Annotated in this window: 11 protein-coding genes; 9 read left to right on the top strand and 2 right to left on the bottom strand. The window is 61.0% G+C overall.

Annotated features, from left to right (window positions below; all coding sequences use genetic code 11):
• Positions 1–8 precede the first annotated feature (8 nt).
• Positions 9–701, bottom strand: a complete 693-nt coding sequence (locus tag V8V93_RS02600) for a hypothetical protein (protein ID WP_422394409.1) — start codon at positions 699–701, stop codon at positions 9–11.
• A 157-nt stretch (positions 702–858) separates the two neighbouring features.
• Here V8V93_RS02600 and queA point away from each other — a divergent pair, with 157 nt between their 5' ends.
• From queA to V8V93_RS02625, 5 genes are read left to right on the top strand one after another with little or no spacing between them, the layout of a single operon-like run.
• Positions 859–1,941: a tRNA preQ1(34) S-adenosylmethionine ribosyltransferase-isomerase QueA gene (queA, locus tag V8V93_RS02605; RefSeq protein ID WP_338668817.1), complete on the top strand. Its 1,083-nt coding sequence runs from the start codon at positions 859–861 to the stop codon at positions 1,939–1,941.
• Positions 1,942–1,984: 43 nt separating this feature from the next.
• Positions 1,985–2,218 carry a 4Fe-4S binding protein gene (locus V8V93_RS02610; protein WP_071545384.1) on the top strand — a complete coding sequence of 78 codons (234 nt, stop codon included), beginning with the start codon at positions 1,985–1,987 and terminating at the stop codon, positions 2,216–2,218.
• A gap of 1 nt (position 2,219) precedes the next feature.
• Positions 2,220–3,290: a 3-methyl-2-oxobutanoate dehydrogenase subunit VorB gene (locus V8V93_RS02615; protein WP_338668818.1), complete on the top strand. Its 1,071-nt coding sequence runs from the start codon at positions 2,220–2,222 to the stop codon at positions 3,288–3,290.
• The gene (locus V8V93_RS02620) at positions 3,291–4,061 is read left to right on the top strand and encodes a thiamine pyrophosphate-dependent enzyme (RefSeq protein WP_338668819.1); all 771 of its coding nucleotides are present in this window, start codon (positions 3,291–3,293) and stop codon (positions 4,059–4,061) included.
• A complete protein-coding gene (locus tag V8V93_RS02625) occupies positions 4,061–4,603 on the top strand; it encodes a 2-oxoacid:acceptor oxidoreductase family protein (protein ID WP_338668820.1) in 543 nt (180 codons plus the stop codon). The genes V8V93_RS02620 and V8V93_RS02625 overlap by 1 nt, the downstream gene beginning before the upstream one ends.
• A gap of 381 nt (positions 4,604–4,984) precedes the next feature.
• On the opposite strand, the gene V8V93_RS02630 is transcribed toward V8V93_RS02625, so the two are convergent.
• Positions 4,985–6,154 carry a homocysteine biosynthesis protein gene (locus V8V93_RS02630; protein WP_338668821.1) on the bottom strand — a complete coding sequence of 390 codons (1,170 nt, stop codon included), beginning with the start codon at positions 6,152–6,154 and terminating at the stop codon, positions 4,985–4,987.
• Positions 6,155–6,522: 368 nt separating this feature from the next.
• On the opposite strand from V8V93_RS02630, the gene V8V93_RS02635 reads away from it, so the two are divergent.
• From V8V93_RS02635 to gyrA, 4 genes are all read left to right on the top strand, one after another.
• Positions 6,523–7,821, top strand: coding sequence for a DnaA ATPase domain-containing protein (locus V8V93_RS02635; protein ID WP_338668822.1), 1,299 nt, complete (start codon positions 6,523–6,525; stop codon positions 7,819–7,821).
• Positions 7,822–7,968: 147 nt separating this feature from the next.
• A complete protein-coding gene (gene dnaN, locus V8V93_RS02640; protein ID WP_338668823.1) occupies positions 7,969–9,138 on the top strand; it encodes a DNA polymerase III subunit beta in 1,170 nt (389 codons plus the stop codon).
• Positions 9,139–11,532, top strand: coding sequence for a DNA topoisomerase (ATP-hydrolyzing) subunit B (gene gyrB, locus V8V93_RS02645; RefSeq protein WP_338668824.1), 2,394 nt, complete (start codon positions 9,139–9,141; stop codon positions 11,530–11,532). It abuts the gene before it with no gap.
• A 193-nt stretch (positions 11,533–11,725) separates the two neighbouring features.
• Positions 11,726–14,170 carry a DNA gyrase subunit A gene (gene gyrA / locus V8V93_RS02650; RefSeq protein ID WP_338668825.1) on the top strand — a complete coding sequence of 815 codons (2,445 nt, stop codon included), beginning with the start codon at positions 11,726–11,728 and terminating at the stop codon, positions 14,168–14,170.
• The last annotated feature ends 5 nt before the right edge of the window (positions 14,171–14,175 follow it).

Genomic DNA, 14,175 nt, shown 5'->3' on the forward strand with positions numbered 1-14,175 from the left:
GAAGCCGTTTACTGTTGCTGTTGGGACGCGGCTTCCTTGAGCCGGTCGATCTTGTCCTGCAGATATCTTTCCATGTCCCGCCGGTCCTTGCGCAGCCGGACGAGTTCGCTCTCCAGGATTTGCAATTTGGCCTTGATGTCCGACGTGTCGAAGGTCAGCTTCAGAGCCATCTCTTCAATCTCGGCGTCCTTCTCCTCCAGCGCGCGGGTCTGCTCCATGATCGCCTCCGGCAGGGCGGTCTGCCCGGCGGGCAGTTGCTTGATGCGCTTCTGGCTGCGGGCCAGGAGCACGAAGGCGGTCTTGAGCTTGTGGATGTCTTCCTGCTGCCGCTCGATGACGGATTTCTGGTCCGCGATGACTTCCATGCAGGAGGTCACCCTGGACAGGACGTCGTTGAAGGTGGACGCCAGGTCGGCAAATCCTTCAGGCGAGCTCCCCGCCATTGCGGCCGGTGTGTGTTCCACCTCGATGGTCCGGGGGAACTCGCTGCGCAGCCGGTCGTCTATCTCGCTGGTCACCAATCCGTCGCCGTAAAGCCGGGAAATGCGTTCGAAAATGACCATGGATTCCTCCGGGTATTTCGTCACGCGGCCGACCTTCCGCCCACCCAGGAAATCCTTGAACAGGGCGGCGTACCGACGCGCTGTCGGCGCGGGGATGCGGGTGCGTTTGGCTATCTCAGCCACGGAAAGCCAATTCATGCATATGAAATACCATGAATACGGCCAATATCAAGCCCCAGGCATCAAATGGCACAACCTTTGGCTAGCATCCCGATATCATTGTAAAAGAAAAAGATTCCGTTGAAATTCCAGGTGTTGTACAACCGGGTCCAACGATGAAATTGGACATATATTAATGGAAATACCCGAAGATTACCGACTGTCGAGCTACGACTACGACCTGCCCGAGGACCGCATCGCCCAGGAACCGGCCGTGCACCGCGACGGTTCAAAACTTCTGGTCCTGGACCGCGCTGACCGCTCCCTGACCCCGGCCCGGTTCACGGATCTCCTTGATTACCTGCCGGACGACTGTCTGCTGGTGGCCAACAACTCCCGCGTCATTCCGGCGCGCATCTTCGGCCGCAAGCCCACCGGCGGCCAGGTGGAGTTCCTGCTGCTCACGCCGCTGCCTCTGCTTGAACCGCGCGAGGAGGGCGGGTGGTTGACCGCCCACGCCGAAGGGCTGCTGCGCGCCTCCAAGGGTCCCAAACCGGGCACGTCCGTGACCTTTGCCGACGACTTCTCCCTGACCGCCGAAGAGGCGGGCGAGTTCGGGCGCTGGCAGGTCACCCTGCGCTGGAAGGGGGACCTGACCGGACTGTTCAACACCCACGGCCATCTGCCCCTGCCGCCCTACATCAAGCGGCCCGACGGGGAGGCCGATCGGGAGCGCTACCAGACCACCTACTCGAACACGGCCAAGACCGGGTCCGTGGCCGCGCCCACCGCCGGGTTGCATTTCACCCCGGAGCTGCGCGAGCGCATCAGGGCCAAGGGCATCGAATGGGCCGAGGTGACCTTGTACGTGGGCTATGGGACCTTCAGCCCGGTGCGTTGCCCGGACATCCGCGACCACCGCATGCACGCCGAATACATCGAGGTGAGCGCAGAGACCGCCGAGGCGATCCGCCGGGCCAAAGCCGAAGGGCGACCGGTCATCGCCGTGGGCACCACCAGCGCGCGCACCCTGGAAGGCATGGTCCGCGAGGCCGGTTCCATACGGCAATTCCGTGGAGAAACGGACATTTTCATCTCCCCAGGCTATACTTTCCAGGTTGTCGACGGTATTCTGACGAACTTCCATTTGCCAGAATCGTCGCTCATCATTATGATCTCGGCTCTTGCTGGCAGAAAAACGATTCTGGAAGCATACGCGTTCGCCCTGGAAAACCATTTCCGATTTTTCTCCTACGGGGACGCGATGCTCATCCTGTAAACGCGGCAACCTTTCATTATTACTAACAGAACTGGAGCAATTCATGTCTCGAATCGAGGTCCGGGAAGATCGGTGCAAGGGGTGCCTGCTCTGTACCACCGTCTGTCCCGTAGACATCATCGTCCAGTCTGACCGGTTCAACGTCAGCGGCTACAAGGTCGCCGAGGTGCCCGAGGCCGACAAGGACAAATGTACCGGCTGCGCATCCTGCGCCCAGATCTGCCCGGATGTGGCGATCAAAGTGTACAGGACCCCAAAGAAGAAAGAGGGGAAGTAGCATGAGCAAAAAAACCGAACGCATCTTCGTCAAGGGGAACGAAGCCATCGCACGCGGCGCCCTGGCCGCCAAGTGCAAGTGCTTTTTCGGCTACCCGATCACCCCCCAGAACGACATACCCGAATTCATGTCCTCCGAAATCATCAAGGCCGGCGGCGACTTCGTCCAGGCCGAATCCGAGGTCGCGGCGGCCAACATGCTGCTCGGCGCGGGCGCGACCGGCGTCCGGGCCATGACCTCCAGCTCCTCGCCCGGCATTGCGCTCAAGCAGGAGGCCATCTCCTACATGGCGGGCAGCGAGGTCCCGGCGGTCATCGTCAACATGAACCGGGGCGGCCCGGGCCTGGGCGACATCGGCCCGGCGCAGGGCGACTACTACCAGTCCACCCGGGGCGGCGGACACGGCGACTACCGCCACTTCACCCTGGGACCAGGCACGGTTCAGGAAGCCTACGACCTGACCATCAAGGCCTTTGACATCGCCTTTACGCACCGCACCCCGGTGCTCATCCTCGGCGACGCCATCCTCGGCCAGATGAAGGAGCCCATCACCCCTTGGGAGCCCGAGAACATCGACGAGGAAGCGGGCCGCGACTGGGCCATCACCGGCCGTACCGACGGCCGCGAAAAGCGCTTGATCAAGTCCCTGTTCCTCGAGGAAGGGGCCCTGGCCGAACAGAACAGGCACCTCCAGGCCAAGTACGACTCCTGGAAGGACCTGACCGAGGCCGAACAGTTCGAGACCGAGGACGCGGACCTGATCATCTGCGCCTACGGGTCCATCGGCCGCATTGCCAAGTCCGCGGTGCGCAAGTTCCGCAAGGACGGCAAGAAGGTCGGCCTGTTCCGGCCCATCACCCTGTACCCGTTCCCGTCCGACGAGCTCAAGGCTTTGGCCGAGCAGGGCAAGCGGTTCCTGACCATCGAACACAACCTGGGACAGATGCTTGACGACGTCCGCCTGGCCATCCGGACGGTCGCCGACTCCGACTTCTACCCCATCTATCCCGGCAACCTGCCCACCCCGGACGAGCTCGAGGAGCCGATCCTCAAATGCCTGGAGGGTAAATAAATGTCCGAAATGAAAGAAAAACTGGTCTTTGACCGGCCCGAGTCCGTCATCGACCGGCCCACCCATTACTGCCCCGGCTGCCACCACGGCATCGCCCACCGGCTGATCGGCGAGTTGCTCGACGAGATGGACCTGGCCGAAAAGACCCTGATGGTCACCTCCATCGGCTGCTCGGTCTTCCTTTACAACTACCTCAACGCCGACGCGGTGGAGGCCCCCCACGGCCGCGCCCCGGCGGTGGCCACCGGCGTCAAGCGCGCCCGGCCCGACAAGTTCGTCTTCACCTACCAGGGCGACGGCGACCTGGCCTCCATCGGCATGGCCGAGATCATGCACGCCGCCAACCGCGGCGAGAAGATGTGCGTGGTCTTCGTCAACAACACGGTCTACGGCATGACCGGCGGCCAGATGGCCCCGACCACCATGATCGGCCAGATCACCACGACCACCCCGGCGGGCCGCTGCCAGACCCATGAGGGCGCGCCCATCCGCATGACCGAGATCATCGCCTCCCTGGGCGGCACCGCCTTTGCCGCGCGCGCCGCGCTCAACACCGTGCCCAACATCAAGAAAGCCAAGAAGTACCTGAAAAAGGCGTTCGAGTTCCAGCTCAACGGGACCGGGTTCGGGTTCGTGGAGCTGCTCTCCGGCTGCCCGACCAACTGGAAGATGACCCCGCTCAAAGCCAACGAACGCATCAAGGACGAGATGATCCCGTACTTCCCGCTCGGCATCTACAAGGATGTGTCCGAGGAAGGAGGTGTCTGCTGATGCGCTACATGGATTCCATCATCGCGGGCTTCGGCGGCCAGGGCGTCATGCTCATCGGCAACCTGCTGGCCTACGCAGGCATGAAGGACGGCCTCAACGTCACCTATATCCCGGTCTACGGGCCGGAGATGCGCGGCGGCACGGCCAACTGCACGGTCGTGCTCTCCGACGAGGACATCGGCTCGCCCATCATCCACCGGCCCAAGTCCATCATCTCCATGAACCGCCCGTCGCTCGACAAGTTCCAGCCCCGGGTCGAGGACAACGGCATTCACATCATCAACTCGTCGCTCATCGACATGGACCTGGCCGATACCAAGCGCCTCCAATGCTACGGCGTACCGTGCAACGAGATCGCCGACGAGCTGGGCAACACCCGCATGGCCAACATGGTCGCCATCGGCGCCTTCGTCCAGGCCTCGGGCATCATCCCGCTGGACGCCGTCATCGGCTCGCTCGAAAACGTCATCTCCCCGCGCTACCACAAGCTCATCCCGGCCAACACCAAGGCCATCGAAGCCGGCGCCAAACACGTCTCCTAGCCGCGCACGGACACATGTACCAAACGCCCCTGCCGGATGCTCCGGCAGGGGCGTTTTTTCATGCCTCCAGCGGCCGGGGGAAGGGGAGGAAAAAACCTTTTCTCAAAGGATTCTTTCCTCCCCTTCCCCCGGACCCCCATCCTCTCCTTTTCCCGAACTTTTTGGCGCCGCTTCGCGGGGAATCCAGGTGCTTTTATGGAATGGGACAATTAAAACATCTTATGTAGACAATACACAAAATAAGGGCTGTTCCCATTCATGGAACAGCCCTTTGACTTTTCATTTTCACGCACCTGCCGAAGGCACATAAAAGGTTTGGAAGGGGGGTCCAGGGGGGAAACTTTTGAAAAAGTTTCCCCCTGGCCGCCGGAGGCATTCTTCTTAGAAGCTCGGGATGTCGTCCTGCTTTTCGGTCAGCAGGAACTTGCCGGCCAGGATCCATTCCTTGAGCTTGTCGGCCACTTCCAGGGACATGGAGTGGGAGGTCACGGGCACGGTGGCGGTCTTCTTCTCGTTGACCATGATTTCCCCGCTGCGCAGCTCGGCGAAGGACACGCGGGTGACCTCGCGCGGGATGCCGTTGGGGTAGTCATAGCCGTAGTCCTTGACCGGCATGGAGATGTCCTCGTTGGACACCCCGGTGAACCAGGCCAGCTCCTCGTTGAGCATGGGGATGGGGATGCCCACGCCGAGCGCCAGGGACACGCCGTAGCCGATGATCGACTGGGCGCGCACGTAGCGGGCGTTCATCTTCTTGAAATCGCCCTTGAGCATGAGCGTGCCCGAGCCGCCCTCGGGGATGCCGCGCTCGTTGCGCTGGGGCTTCTGCACGTGCTGGGTGCCCTCGCCGATGACGTAGCCCACGCCGCCTCCCAGGAAGATGCGCGTGCCCATGCCAATGGTCCGGAAGTACGGGTCGTTGAACAGCGGGGAGAGGGCGCCGGCGGTGGCGTAATTGACGTTGGACGCGTTGGCCTTGAGCGGGCCCATGTACGTGTAGATGGTCCGGTTGGTCAGGTTCACGGCCGCGTTGTAGTTCTGGTAGCAGTTGCGCGGGTTGAGCATGACCGCGTTGGGCAGGTCGGCCAGGGTGATGTCCTTGTCCAGCTCGCGGCGGGGGTAGCAGTCCGTGCCGTAGGCCTCGGCCCGCAGGTGCACCGCCTTGCCGCGCAAGAGGTCCTCCATGACGTGGGCTCCGCCGTAGGCGAAGCGGCCGGGGTGGACCTTGTTCAACGGGTCGTCGTCCGACGGCTCGGTGGCCCCCAGGTAGGCGTCTACGGCCGCGATGCCGCTGTAGCAGGGCACGTTGTTCAGCCACAGTTTGGAGACCTTCATGACCGGCGGCTGCTGGCCGATGTTGAAGAGCAGCCCGGAAGAGCACATGGGCGAGAAGGTGCCGGTGGTGACCACGTCCACTTCCTGGGCGGCCTTAACCTTCCCTTCCTTCCTGACGATCTCGATCATCTCCTCGGCATTGACCACCACGGCCTTGCCCTTGCGGATACGCTCGTTGATCTCCTTGACCGTCTTGTTCACTTTGAATTCTGCCATTTCTATCCTGCCTTCGCCCCCTGGGCCGCAGCCGGCGCGGGGTGTTGTTCCATACGTAAAGTCCACCCCTTGTAATCCAAATTCGCCGGAAGGAAAACCAGCTTGTTGTCCGGTCCCGGCCGACTCTGTGTATAACTCGCCAAACAGAGGAAAACCCCGCCTTTTCCTCATGTTTTCAACAGGCGTCGAGGGTTCGTCCGGAAAGCACGTTTTTCGGGCGGGAAATAAGGGAAAAATTGGCGGAAAAGCTTGGCTTTGGGGCCGTTTTGGGGTATAGAATCAAATAAATTTCGGGAAATTGTTTAGACTCGAATTTTGTTTTTTTAAAACAAGCAAATTCAACAAGTTATAAGTAGCACCCCCCTATTGTGAAAGAATCACTTCGGCAACATCTCCTCCAAACCTGCACGGACGAGGAACTCAAGCGCTGGTACGACCCGCTCTCCTTCGATTACTCCGAGGAAAACAAACGGCTGACCGTGGGTTTTCCCCATGCGTTTTTCGCCCGGTGGTTCGAGTCAGAAATCCAGGACAAGTTCGAGGCACAGTTGAACATGTTCCTGGGCAACGGGTATGTCGTCAGCTACAAGGACAGCGATACTCCGGAGCGGCTGCGCGGCGTGCAGGTGGCCGACGTGGTCAAGCGCATCGATTTCCCCTTCGGCCAGGAATTCACCTTCGACACCTTCCTGATCAACAAGAAAAATTATTTCCCCATCGCCTCGGCAAAGGAAGTGGCCAAGCAGTCCGGCTCCCTGTTCAACCCGTTCATCATCTGCGGGCCGGGCGGGTCGGGCAAGACCCACCTGCTCAAGTCCGTGGCCAACGAGATCGCCAAGAAACACGACTACTCGACCATCTTCATGGGCTCGCTCGAAGAACTCAACTCGCTCTATTCCATCCGCTTCAAGGGCGACCCGTTCAAGGCGCGCAACCATCTGTTCGAGTACAATTTCCTGTTCATCGACGACTTCCACAAGATCAAGGAACACCCCTATTTCCAGCAGGAACTGGTCAATATCTTCAATCACTTTTACGACAACAAGAAGCAGATGGTCCTGGCCTGCCGCGAAAAGGTGACCAGCTACGACTTCCTGGACGACAACCTGCAATCCCGGCTCGGCTGGGGGCTCATCGTCACCCTCAAGGAGCCGGACCTGGAAATCCGGGTGGGGTACATCCAGCGCCAGGTGCGGGCCAAGCGGCTCTCCCTGAGCAAGGAACAGGTCCTGACCCTGGCCCAGCGGTTTACGGATTTCCGCTATCTCCAGGGTATCCTGCTCAAGCTCTTCGCCTTCAAGGAGCTGGTCAAGCAGGACCTCTCCCAGAAGGATTTCGAACACATCCTCGCCAACACCGAGGAGAAGACCACCGACGACCTGACGCCCAAGAAGATCTTAAGCGTGGTGGCCGAACACTTCAGCGTGCACGTCAAGGACCTGACCGGCACCAAACGGCATCAGCACATCGCCCATGCCCGCCAGGTGGCCATGTACCTGTGCCGTCAGATGCTGAGCACCTCGTATCCGGCGCTGGGTAGGGCGTTCGGCGGAAAGGATCACTCCACGGTCCTGTACTCGGTTAAAAAAATCGATCAATTACAAGAAGATGACTTCGAATTGAAACAACTGTTGAAAACCTTGAAGAATAAATGTCGCATGTCGTGATCATTTTCGGAATCGGCCGTTTCAGGCACGTTCGGTTCCAAATTCATGACAACGTGTGTGCTTAAAAAAAACAACAATTACAAGTTCTTGATTCCGAAAGGAACAAAGGAACCGAGGTAATAAATCTCAATCAAGGAGATATTTTCTATGTTTCTGAAAGTGAACCGAGATGAAATCATCGAAGGACTCCAGAAGTCGGCGAATATCATCCCGGCCAAAACCGGCGCAGCCTTTCTGCGGACCATCTGGCTCCAGTGCGAAAACGGGAACCTGAACATCATGAGCACGGATTCCAACCTGGAGTTCATGGGTTCCTATCCCGCCGCGCTCGAAGGCGAGGGCCTGGCCGGCGTGCAGGGGCGCGCCTTCTACGACCTGGTCAAACAGCTCAAGTCCGACCAGGGCGAGCTGACCATCCGCACGGACGAGTCCGACCAGAACGTGCTGGTGGAGCAGAAAGCCCGCAAGTACAAGTTCCCGGTGAACGACCCCGAGTGGTTCCAGAAGTTCTCCTCCTTCCCCGAGGACAACACGGTCTACTGGTCCGGCGACTTCCTGCACGAGATCATCGACAAGATCTCGTTCTGCATCTCGGACGAGGATTCCATGGAGGCCATCGCCTGCATCTACATGGTCCCGCGCGAGAAGGACGGCAACAAGACCGTGGAGGTTTGCGGCCTGAACGGCCACCAGTTCGCCATGCTCAACTTCGTCAACGACGACATCTACGCCATGCTCCCGGAAGAGGGCGTACTCATCCAGAAGAAATACCTGACCGAGTTGAAGAAATGGCTGACCGCCGACGAGATCGAGCTGGCCATCTCCAACAAGCGGCTGTTCTTCCGCACCGGGGACAAGCGCGAGACCTTCACCCTGCCGTTGTCCTATTACCAGTATCCCAACTACAACAACTTCCTGGCGCGGCTCGGCGACGACAACGTCTCCACCCTGGAGGTCAACCGGCTGGACCTGGTGGACGCCCTGTCCCGCGTGGCCCTGTTCAACACCGACTCCAACCGCTGCGCCTACTTCTCGTTCGCGGACAACGAAGTTACGGTGTCGGCCCAGGGCCAGGAGACCGGCACGGCGCGCGAATCCATCGACGCCACCTTCACCGGCGACATGGCCCGGATCGCCTTCCCCACCCGGAACCTGATCGAGATACTCAACCACTTCGCCTCTCCCACCGTGAAGTTCACCCTGACCGGCACCGAGGCCCCGTGCGGCCTGACCGGTTCCGACGACAAGGACTACAACGTGATCGTCATGCCCATGATGATCCAGGAAGAGACCTACTATACCGAGGAAAACGCATAAATGAGCGAAAAACAGTACAACGCCGAGTCGATTACCGTACTTGAGGGACTCGAGGCCGTCCGGAAACGTCCGGCCATGTACATCGGGTCCACGGACATCCGGGGCCTGCACCACCTGGTCTACGAAGTCATCGACAACTCGATCGACGAGGCCATGGCCGGCTATTGCGACAAGATCAAGGTCACCCTGCACATGGACAACTCCTGCACGGTCACGGACAACGGCCGCGGCATCCCGGTGGACATCCACCCCAAGGAGAAGGTCCCGGCCGTCCAACTGGCCATGACCACGCTGCACGCTGGCGGCAAGTTCGACAACGACTCCTACAAGGTCTCGGGCGGCCTGCACGGCGTGGGTGTGTCCTGCGTCAACGCCCTGTCCGAGTTCATGGAGACCACGGTCCGGCGCGACGGCAAGACCTACCGGATGAAGTTCGAGCGCGGCCACGTGACCCACGAGTTGGAGGAGATCGGCCCGTCCGACGCCACCGGCACCACCCAGCGGTTCAGGCCCGACGAGGAGATTTTCGAGGTCAACCAGTTCGAATACGACGTCTTGCGCAAGCGGTTCCGCGAGCTGGCCTACCTCAATTCCGGCCTGGAGATCGAGTTCAAGGACGAGCGCAGCGGCAACGCCGAGACCTTCAAGTTCGACGGCGGCATCCGGCAGTACGTCCAGGACATCAACTCCAACCTGAACACCATCGGCGAGATCGTCTACGGCGAGGGCGAGTCCGAGAACATGATCGTGGAGTTCGCCCTGCAATATACGTCGAGCTACAAGGAAAACACCTACACGTTCGCCAATAACATCCGGACGATTGAAGGCGGCACGCATCTGGCCGGGTACAAGACCGCCCTGACCAGGGCGATCAACAACTACGTGCAGAACGCGGACCTGCCCAAGAAGCTGGTCCAGAAGCTGACCGGCGACGACGTGCGCGAGGGGCTGACCTCGGTCATTTCGGTCAAGCTGCCCGATCCGCAGTTCGAAGGCCAGACCAAGACCAAGCTCGGCAACTCCGAGGCGGCCGGACTGGTGGCGGGCGTGATCTACGAGAAGCTGAACACCTTCTTCGAGGAGAACCCCAAGGAAGCGCGGTTCATCATCGAGAAGGTGGTCGACGCGGCCCGGGCGCGCGAGGCGGCCCGCAAGGCCCGCGACCTGGTCCGGCGCAAGGGCGCGTTGTCGGACAACGCCCTGCCCGGCAAGCTGGCCGACTGCCAGTCCAAGAACCCCGCGGACTCGGAGATTTTCATCGTCGAGGGCGACTCTGCAGGCGGTTCGGCCAAGCAGGGCCGCGACCCCAAGATCCAGGCCATCCTGCCCCTGCGCGGCAAGATCCTGAACGTGGAGAAGACGCGCCTGGACAAGATGCTCGGCAACAAGGAAATCCGGGCCATGATCACCGCCTTCGGCATCGGCATCGGCCACGAGGAGGAGGAAAAGGATTACGACAAGCTGCGCTACCACAAGGTCGTGATCATGACCGACGCCGACGTGGACGGCTCGCACATCCGCACCCTGCTGCTGACTTTTTTCTTCAGGCAGTACGAGGAGTTGATCAACCGCGGCCACGTGTACATCGCCCAGCCGCCGCTCTTTCGGGCGAGCAAGGGCAAGTTCGAACGCTTCATCAAGGACGAGGTGGAGCTGGACAACTTCCTGCTCGAACGCATCGGCGGCGACCTCAAGGTCAAGACCGCAGGCGGCGCGGTCCTGGAAGGGGAAGGGCTTATGGATACCATGGCCAAGATCCGCTTCCTGCGCACCCGCTTCCACGAGGCCGAGACCGTGGGCATCGACGCGGTCCTGTACCGCAAGCTCATGGACTTCCCGGAGCGCATCTCGTTCACCTATTTCGAGGAGCACGACCCCGAGCAGTTCAAGAAGGACTTCGAGACCAACGGCTACCGGGTGGAGATCGAGTCCGAGCACGATCAGGAGCTGGAAAAGGACCGCACCTATCTCGTCTTCGAGAATGAGAACGGGCACCGTACCCGGCTGGCCATGGAATTCTTTTACTCCAAGCTCTACAAGTCGGCCTTCAAGACCTACGGCGAGCTCAAGGAGTCCTGCGGCGGGTTCGACTTCGCCCTGGACCTGAAAGAGGGCGAGCAGTCCGTTTCCGGCTTTTTCGGCCTGTACGACGCGGTCATCGAGGAGGCCCATCGCGGCTGGCAGATCCAACGTTACAAGGGCCTGGGCGAAATGAACCCGGAACAGCTCTGGGAAACGACCATGAACCCGGAAAACCGGACCATGCTCCAGGTGACCATCGAGGACGCGGCCGCGGCCAACGACATCTTCGTGGACCTCATGGGCGACAACGTGGAACCGCGCCGGGAGTTCATCGAAAAGAACGCCCTGGCCGTCCAGGATCTGGACATCTAGTCCGGAATCCAATCCGGAACCGTCGAAAAGCGACAGGATTTCTATTCAATGGAACCAGCGCCCCCGCCAAAGCGGCAAAGCGGGCGGCAAGACAACAACGTTTGGGATATTCCCGGGAACCCTGCACGGGGTCCCCGGACAGCCGGAACCGTCCCCCTTGCGGGGACCCGGCATCCTAGGAGGCAAGTAAGGAATGAGTGATACCATCACTATCGAGAGCGAACTCAAGAAGAGTTATCTTGAGTACTCCCTGTCCGTCATCATCGGGCGCGCCATCCCGGACGTGCGCGACGGGCTCAAACCCGTCCACCGGCGCATTCTGTACGCCATGCACGACCTGGGCAACTATCACAACCGGGCCTACAAGAAGTCCGCGCGCGTGGTCGGCGACGTCATCGGTAAATACCACCCGCACGGCGATTCCGCGGTCTACGACGCCCTGGTGCGCATGGCCCAGGACTTCTCCATGCGCGACATGCTGGTGGACGGGCAGGGCAACTTCGGTTCCATCGACGGCGACTCCGCGGCCGCCATGCGGTACACCGAAGTGCGCATGGCCAAGCTCTGTTCGGAGTTCCTCGGGGACATCGAAAAACAGACCGTCGACTTCACGCCCAACTACGACAACACCCTGCAGGAACCGTCGGTCCTGCCCACCAAGGTCCCGAACCTGCTCCTGAACGGCACCACGGGCATCGCGGTCGGCATGGCCACGAACATCCCGCCCCACAACCTGGGCGAACTGATCGACGGATCCATCCACCTGCTGGATACCCCGGATTGCACCATCGAGTCCCTGATGCACTACATCAAGGGCCCGGATTTCCCGACCGGCGGCACGGTCTTCGGCGGCCAGGGGTTGATCGACGCCTACACCACCGGGCGCGGCTCCATCAAGATCCGCGGCGTGGTCGAAGTGGAGGAGGCCAGGAAGGGCCACAAGGAAGCCATCGTCATCCGGGAGATTCCCTACGCCCTGAACAAGTCCACCCTGGTGGAGAAGATCGCGGCCCTGGTCCACGAGAAGAAGATCGACGGCGTGGCCGACCTGCGCGACGAGTCCGACCGCAAGGGCATCCGCATCGTCCTCGACCTCAAGCGCGGGGCCATCGCGGACATCATCATCAACTCGCTGTACAAGTTCACCCCGTTGGAGACCAGCTTCGGCATCAACATGATGGCCGTGGTCGGCAAGCGGCCCATGCTCCTGAACCTGAAGGAGGTCCTGGGCCACTTCCTGGAGCACCGGCGCGAGGTCATCATCCGCCGGACCAAGTTCGATCTCGACAAGTGCGAGAAGCGCGTCCATATATTGGAAGGGCTGCGCATCGCGCTGGACAACATCGACGAAGTGGTCAAGCTCATCCGCGCGTCCAAGACCCCGGACGAGGCCCGCGAAGGGTTGATGTCCCGCTTCAGCCTGTCCGACGTCCAGGCCAAGGCCATCCTGGACATGCGCCTGCAGAAGCTGACCGGCCTGGAGCACGACAAGCTCCTGGAAGAGCTGGCCGAGCTGATGAAGAAGATCGAATACTTCAAGTCCATCCTGTCCAACGAAGAGGTCCTCAAGGGCGTCATCCGCGACGAGCTGAACGAGATCAAGGACAACTACGCCACTCCGCGCAAGTCCGACCTGCTCAAGGCGGACCTGGACTCCATCGACATCGAGGACCTCATCCCGGACGAGGAGACGGTCATCACCCTGAGCCGGCGCGGCTACATCAAGCGCACCCCGCTGTCCAACTACACGGCGCAGAAACGCGGCGGCAAGGGCATCGCGGGCGTGCAGACCGGGGACGGCGACTTCATCCACACCTTCATGCTGACCACCAACCACCAGCATCTGGTGCTCTTCACCAACTTCGGCAAGATGTTCAAGATCAAGGTCCATCAGGTCCCCGAGGGGTCGCGCTACGCCAAGGGCGGGCACGTCAATAACCTCCTGCCCCTGGACAAAGACGAGAACATCGCCACCTGCCTGTCGCTCAGGGAGTTCGAGGACGACAAGTTCTTCCTGTTCGTGACCAAGAAGGGCATGATCAAGCGGTCGTCCATCGGGCTGTACGGCAACTGCCGGACCACCGGCATCCGCGCCGTGAACCTGCGCGACAACGACGAGCTCATGACCGTGCGCGAGATCGAGCCGGACGTGGACTGCATCCTGGCCAGCCGCGACGGCTCGGCCATCCGCTTCAACATCAACGACGCGCGGCCCATGGGACGCGCCACCGCCGGCGTCAAGGGCATGGCGCTGCGTCCCAACGACGAGGTCGTGGCCTGCGTGGTCACCGGCGAGGAGCGCGATCAGCTCCTGACCGTCAGCGAGGGCGGCTACGGCAAGCGCACGAGCATCGACCAGTACCGGGTCCAGACGCGCGGCGGCAAGGGTATCCTGAACATGCGCCTGACCAACAAGACCGGCCTGGTCGTGGGCGCGCGCATGGTCAGCGAATCCGACGACGTGATCCTGCTGACCTCCCAGAACAAGGTCATCCGCATGTCCGTGGCCGAGGTCAGCCAGACGCGCGGCCGGGCCACCCAGGGCGTGCGCCTGGTACGCATGGACGACGACAACAAGGTGGTCGGCTTCGACCTGGTCATGGACGATGACGAGGACCTGGGAGAGGTCCGGTCCTAGGAACC

Source organism: Pseudodesulfovibrio sp. 5S69, from assembly GCF_037094465.1.
Classification (GTDB): domain Bacteria; phylum Desulfobacterota; class Desulfovibrionia; order Desulfovibrionales; family Desulfovibrionaceae; genus Pseudodesulfovibrio; species Pseudodesulfovibrio methanolicus.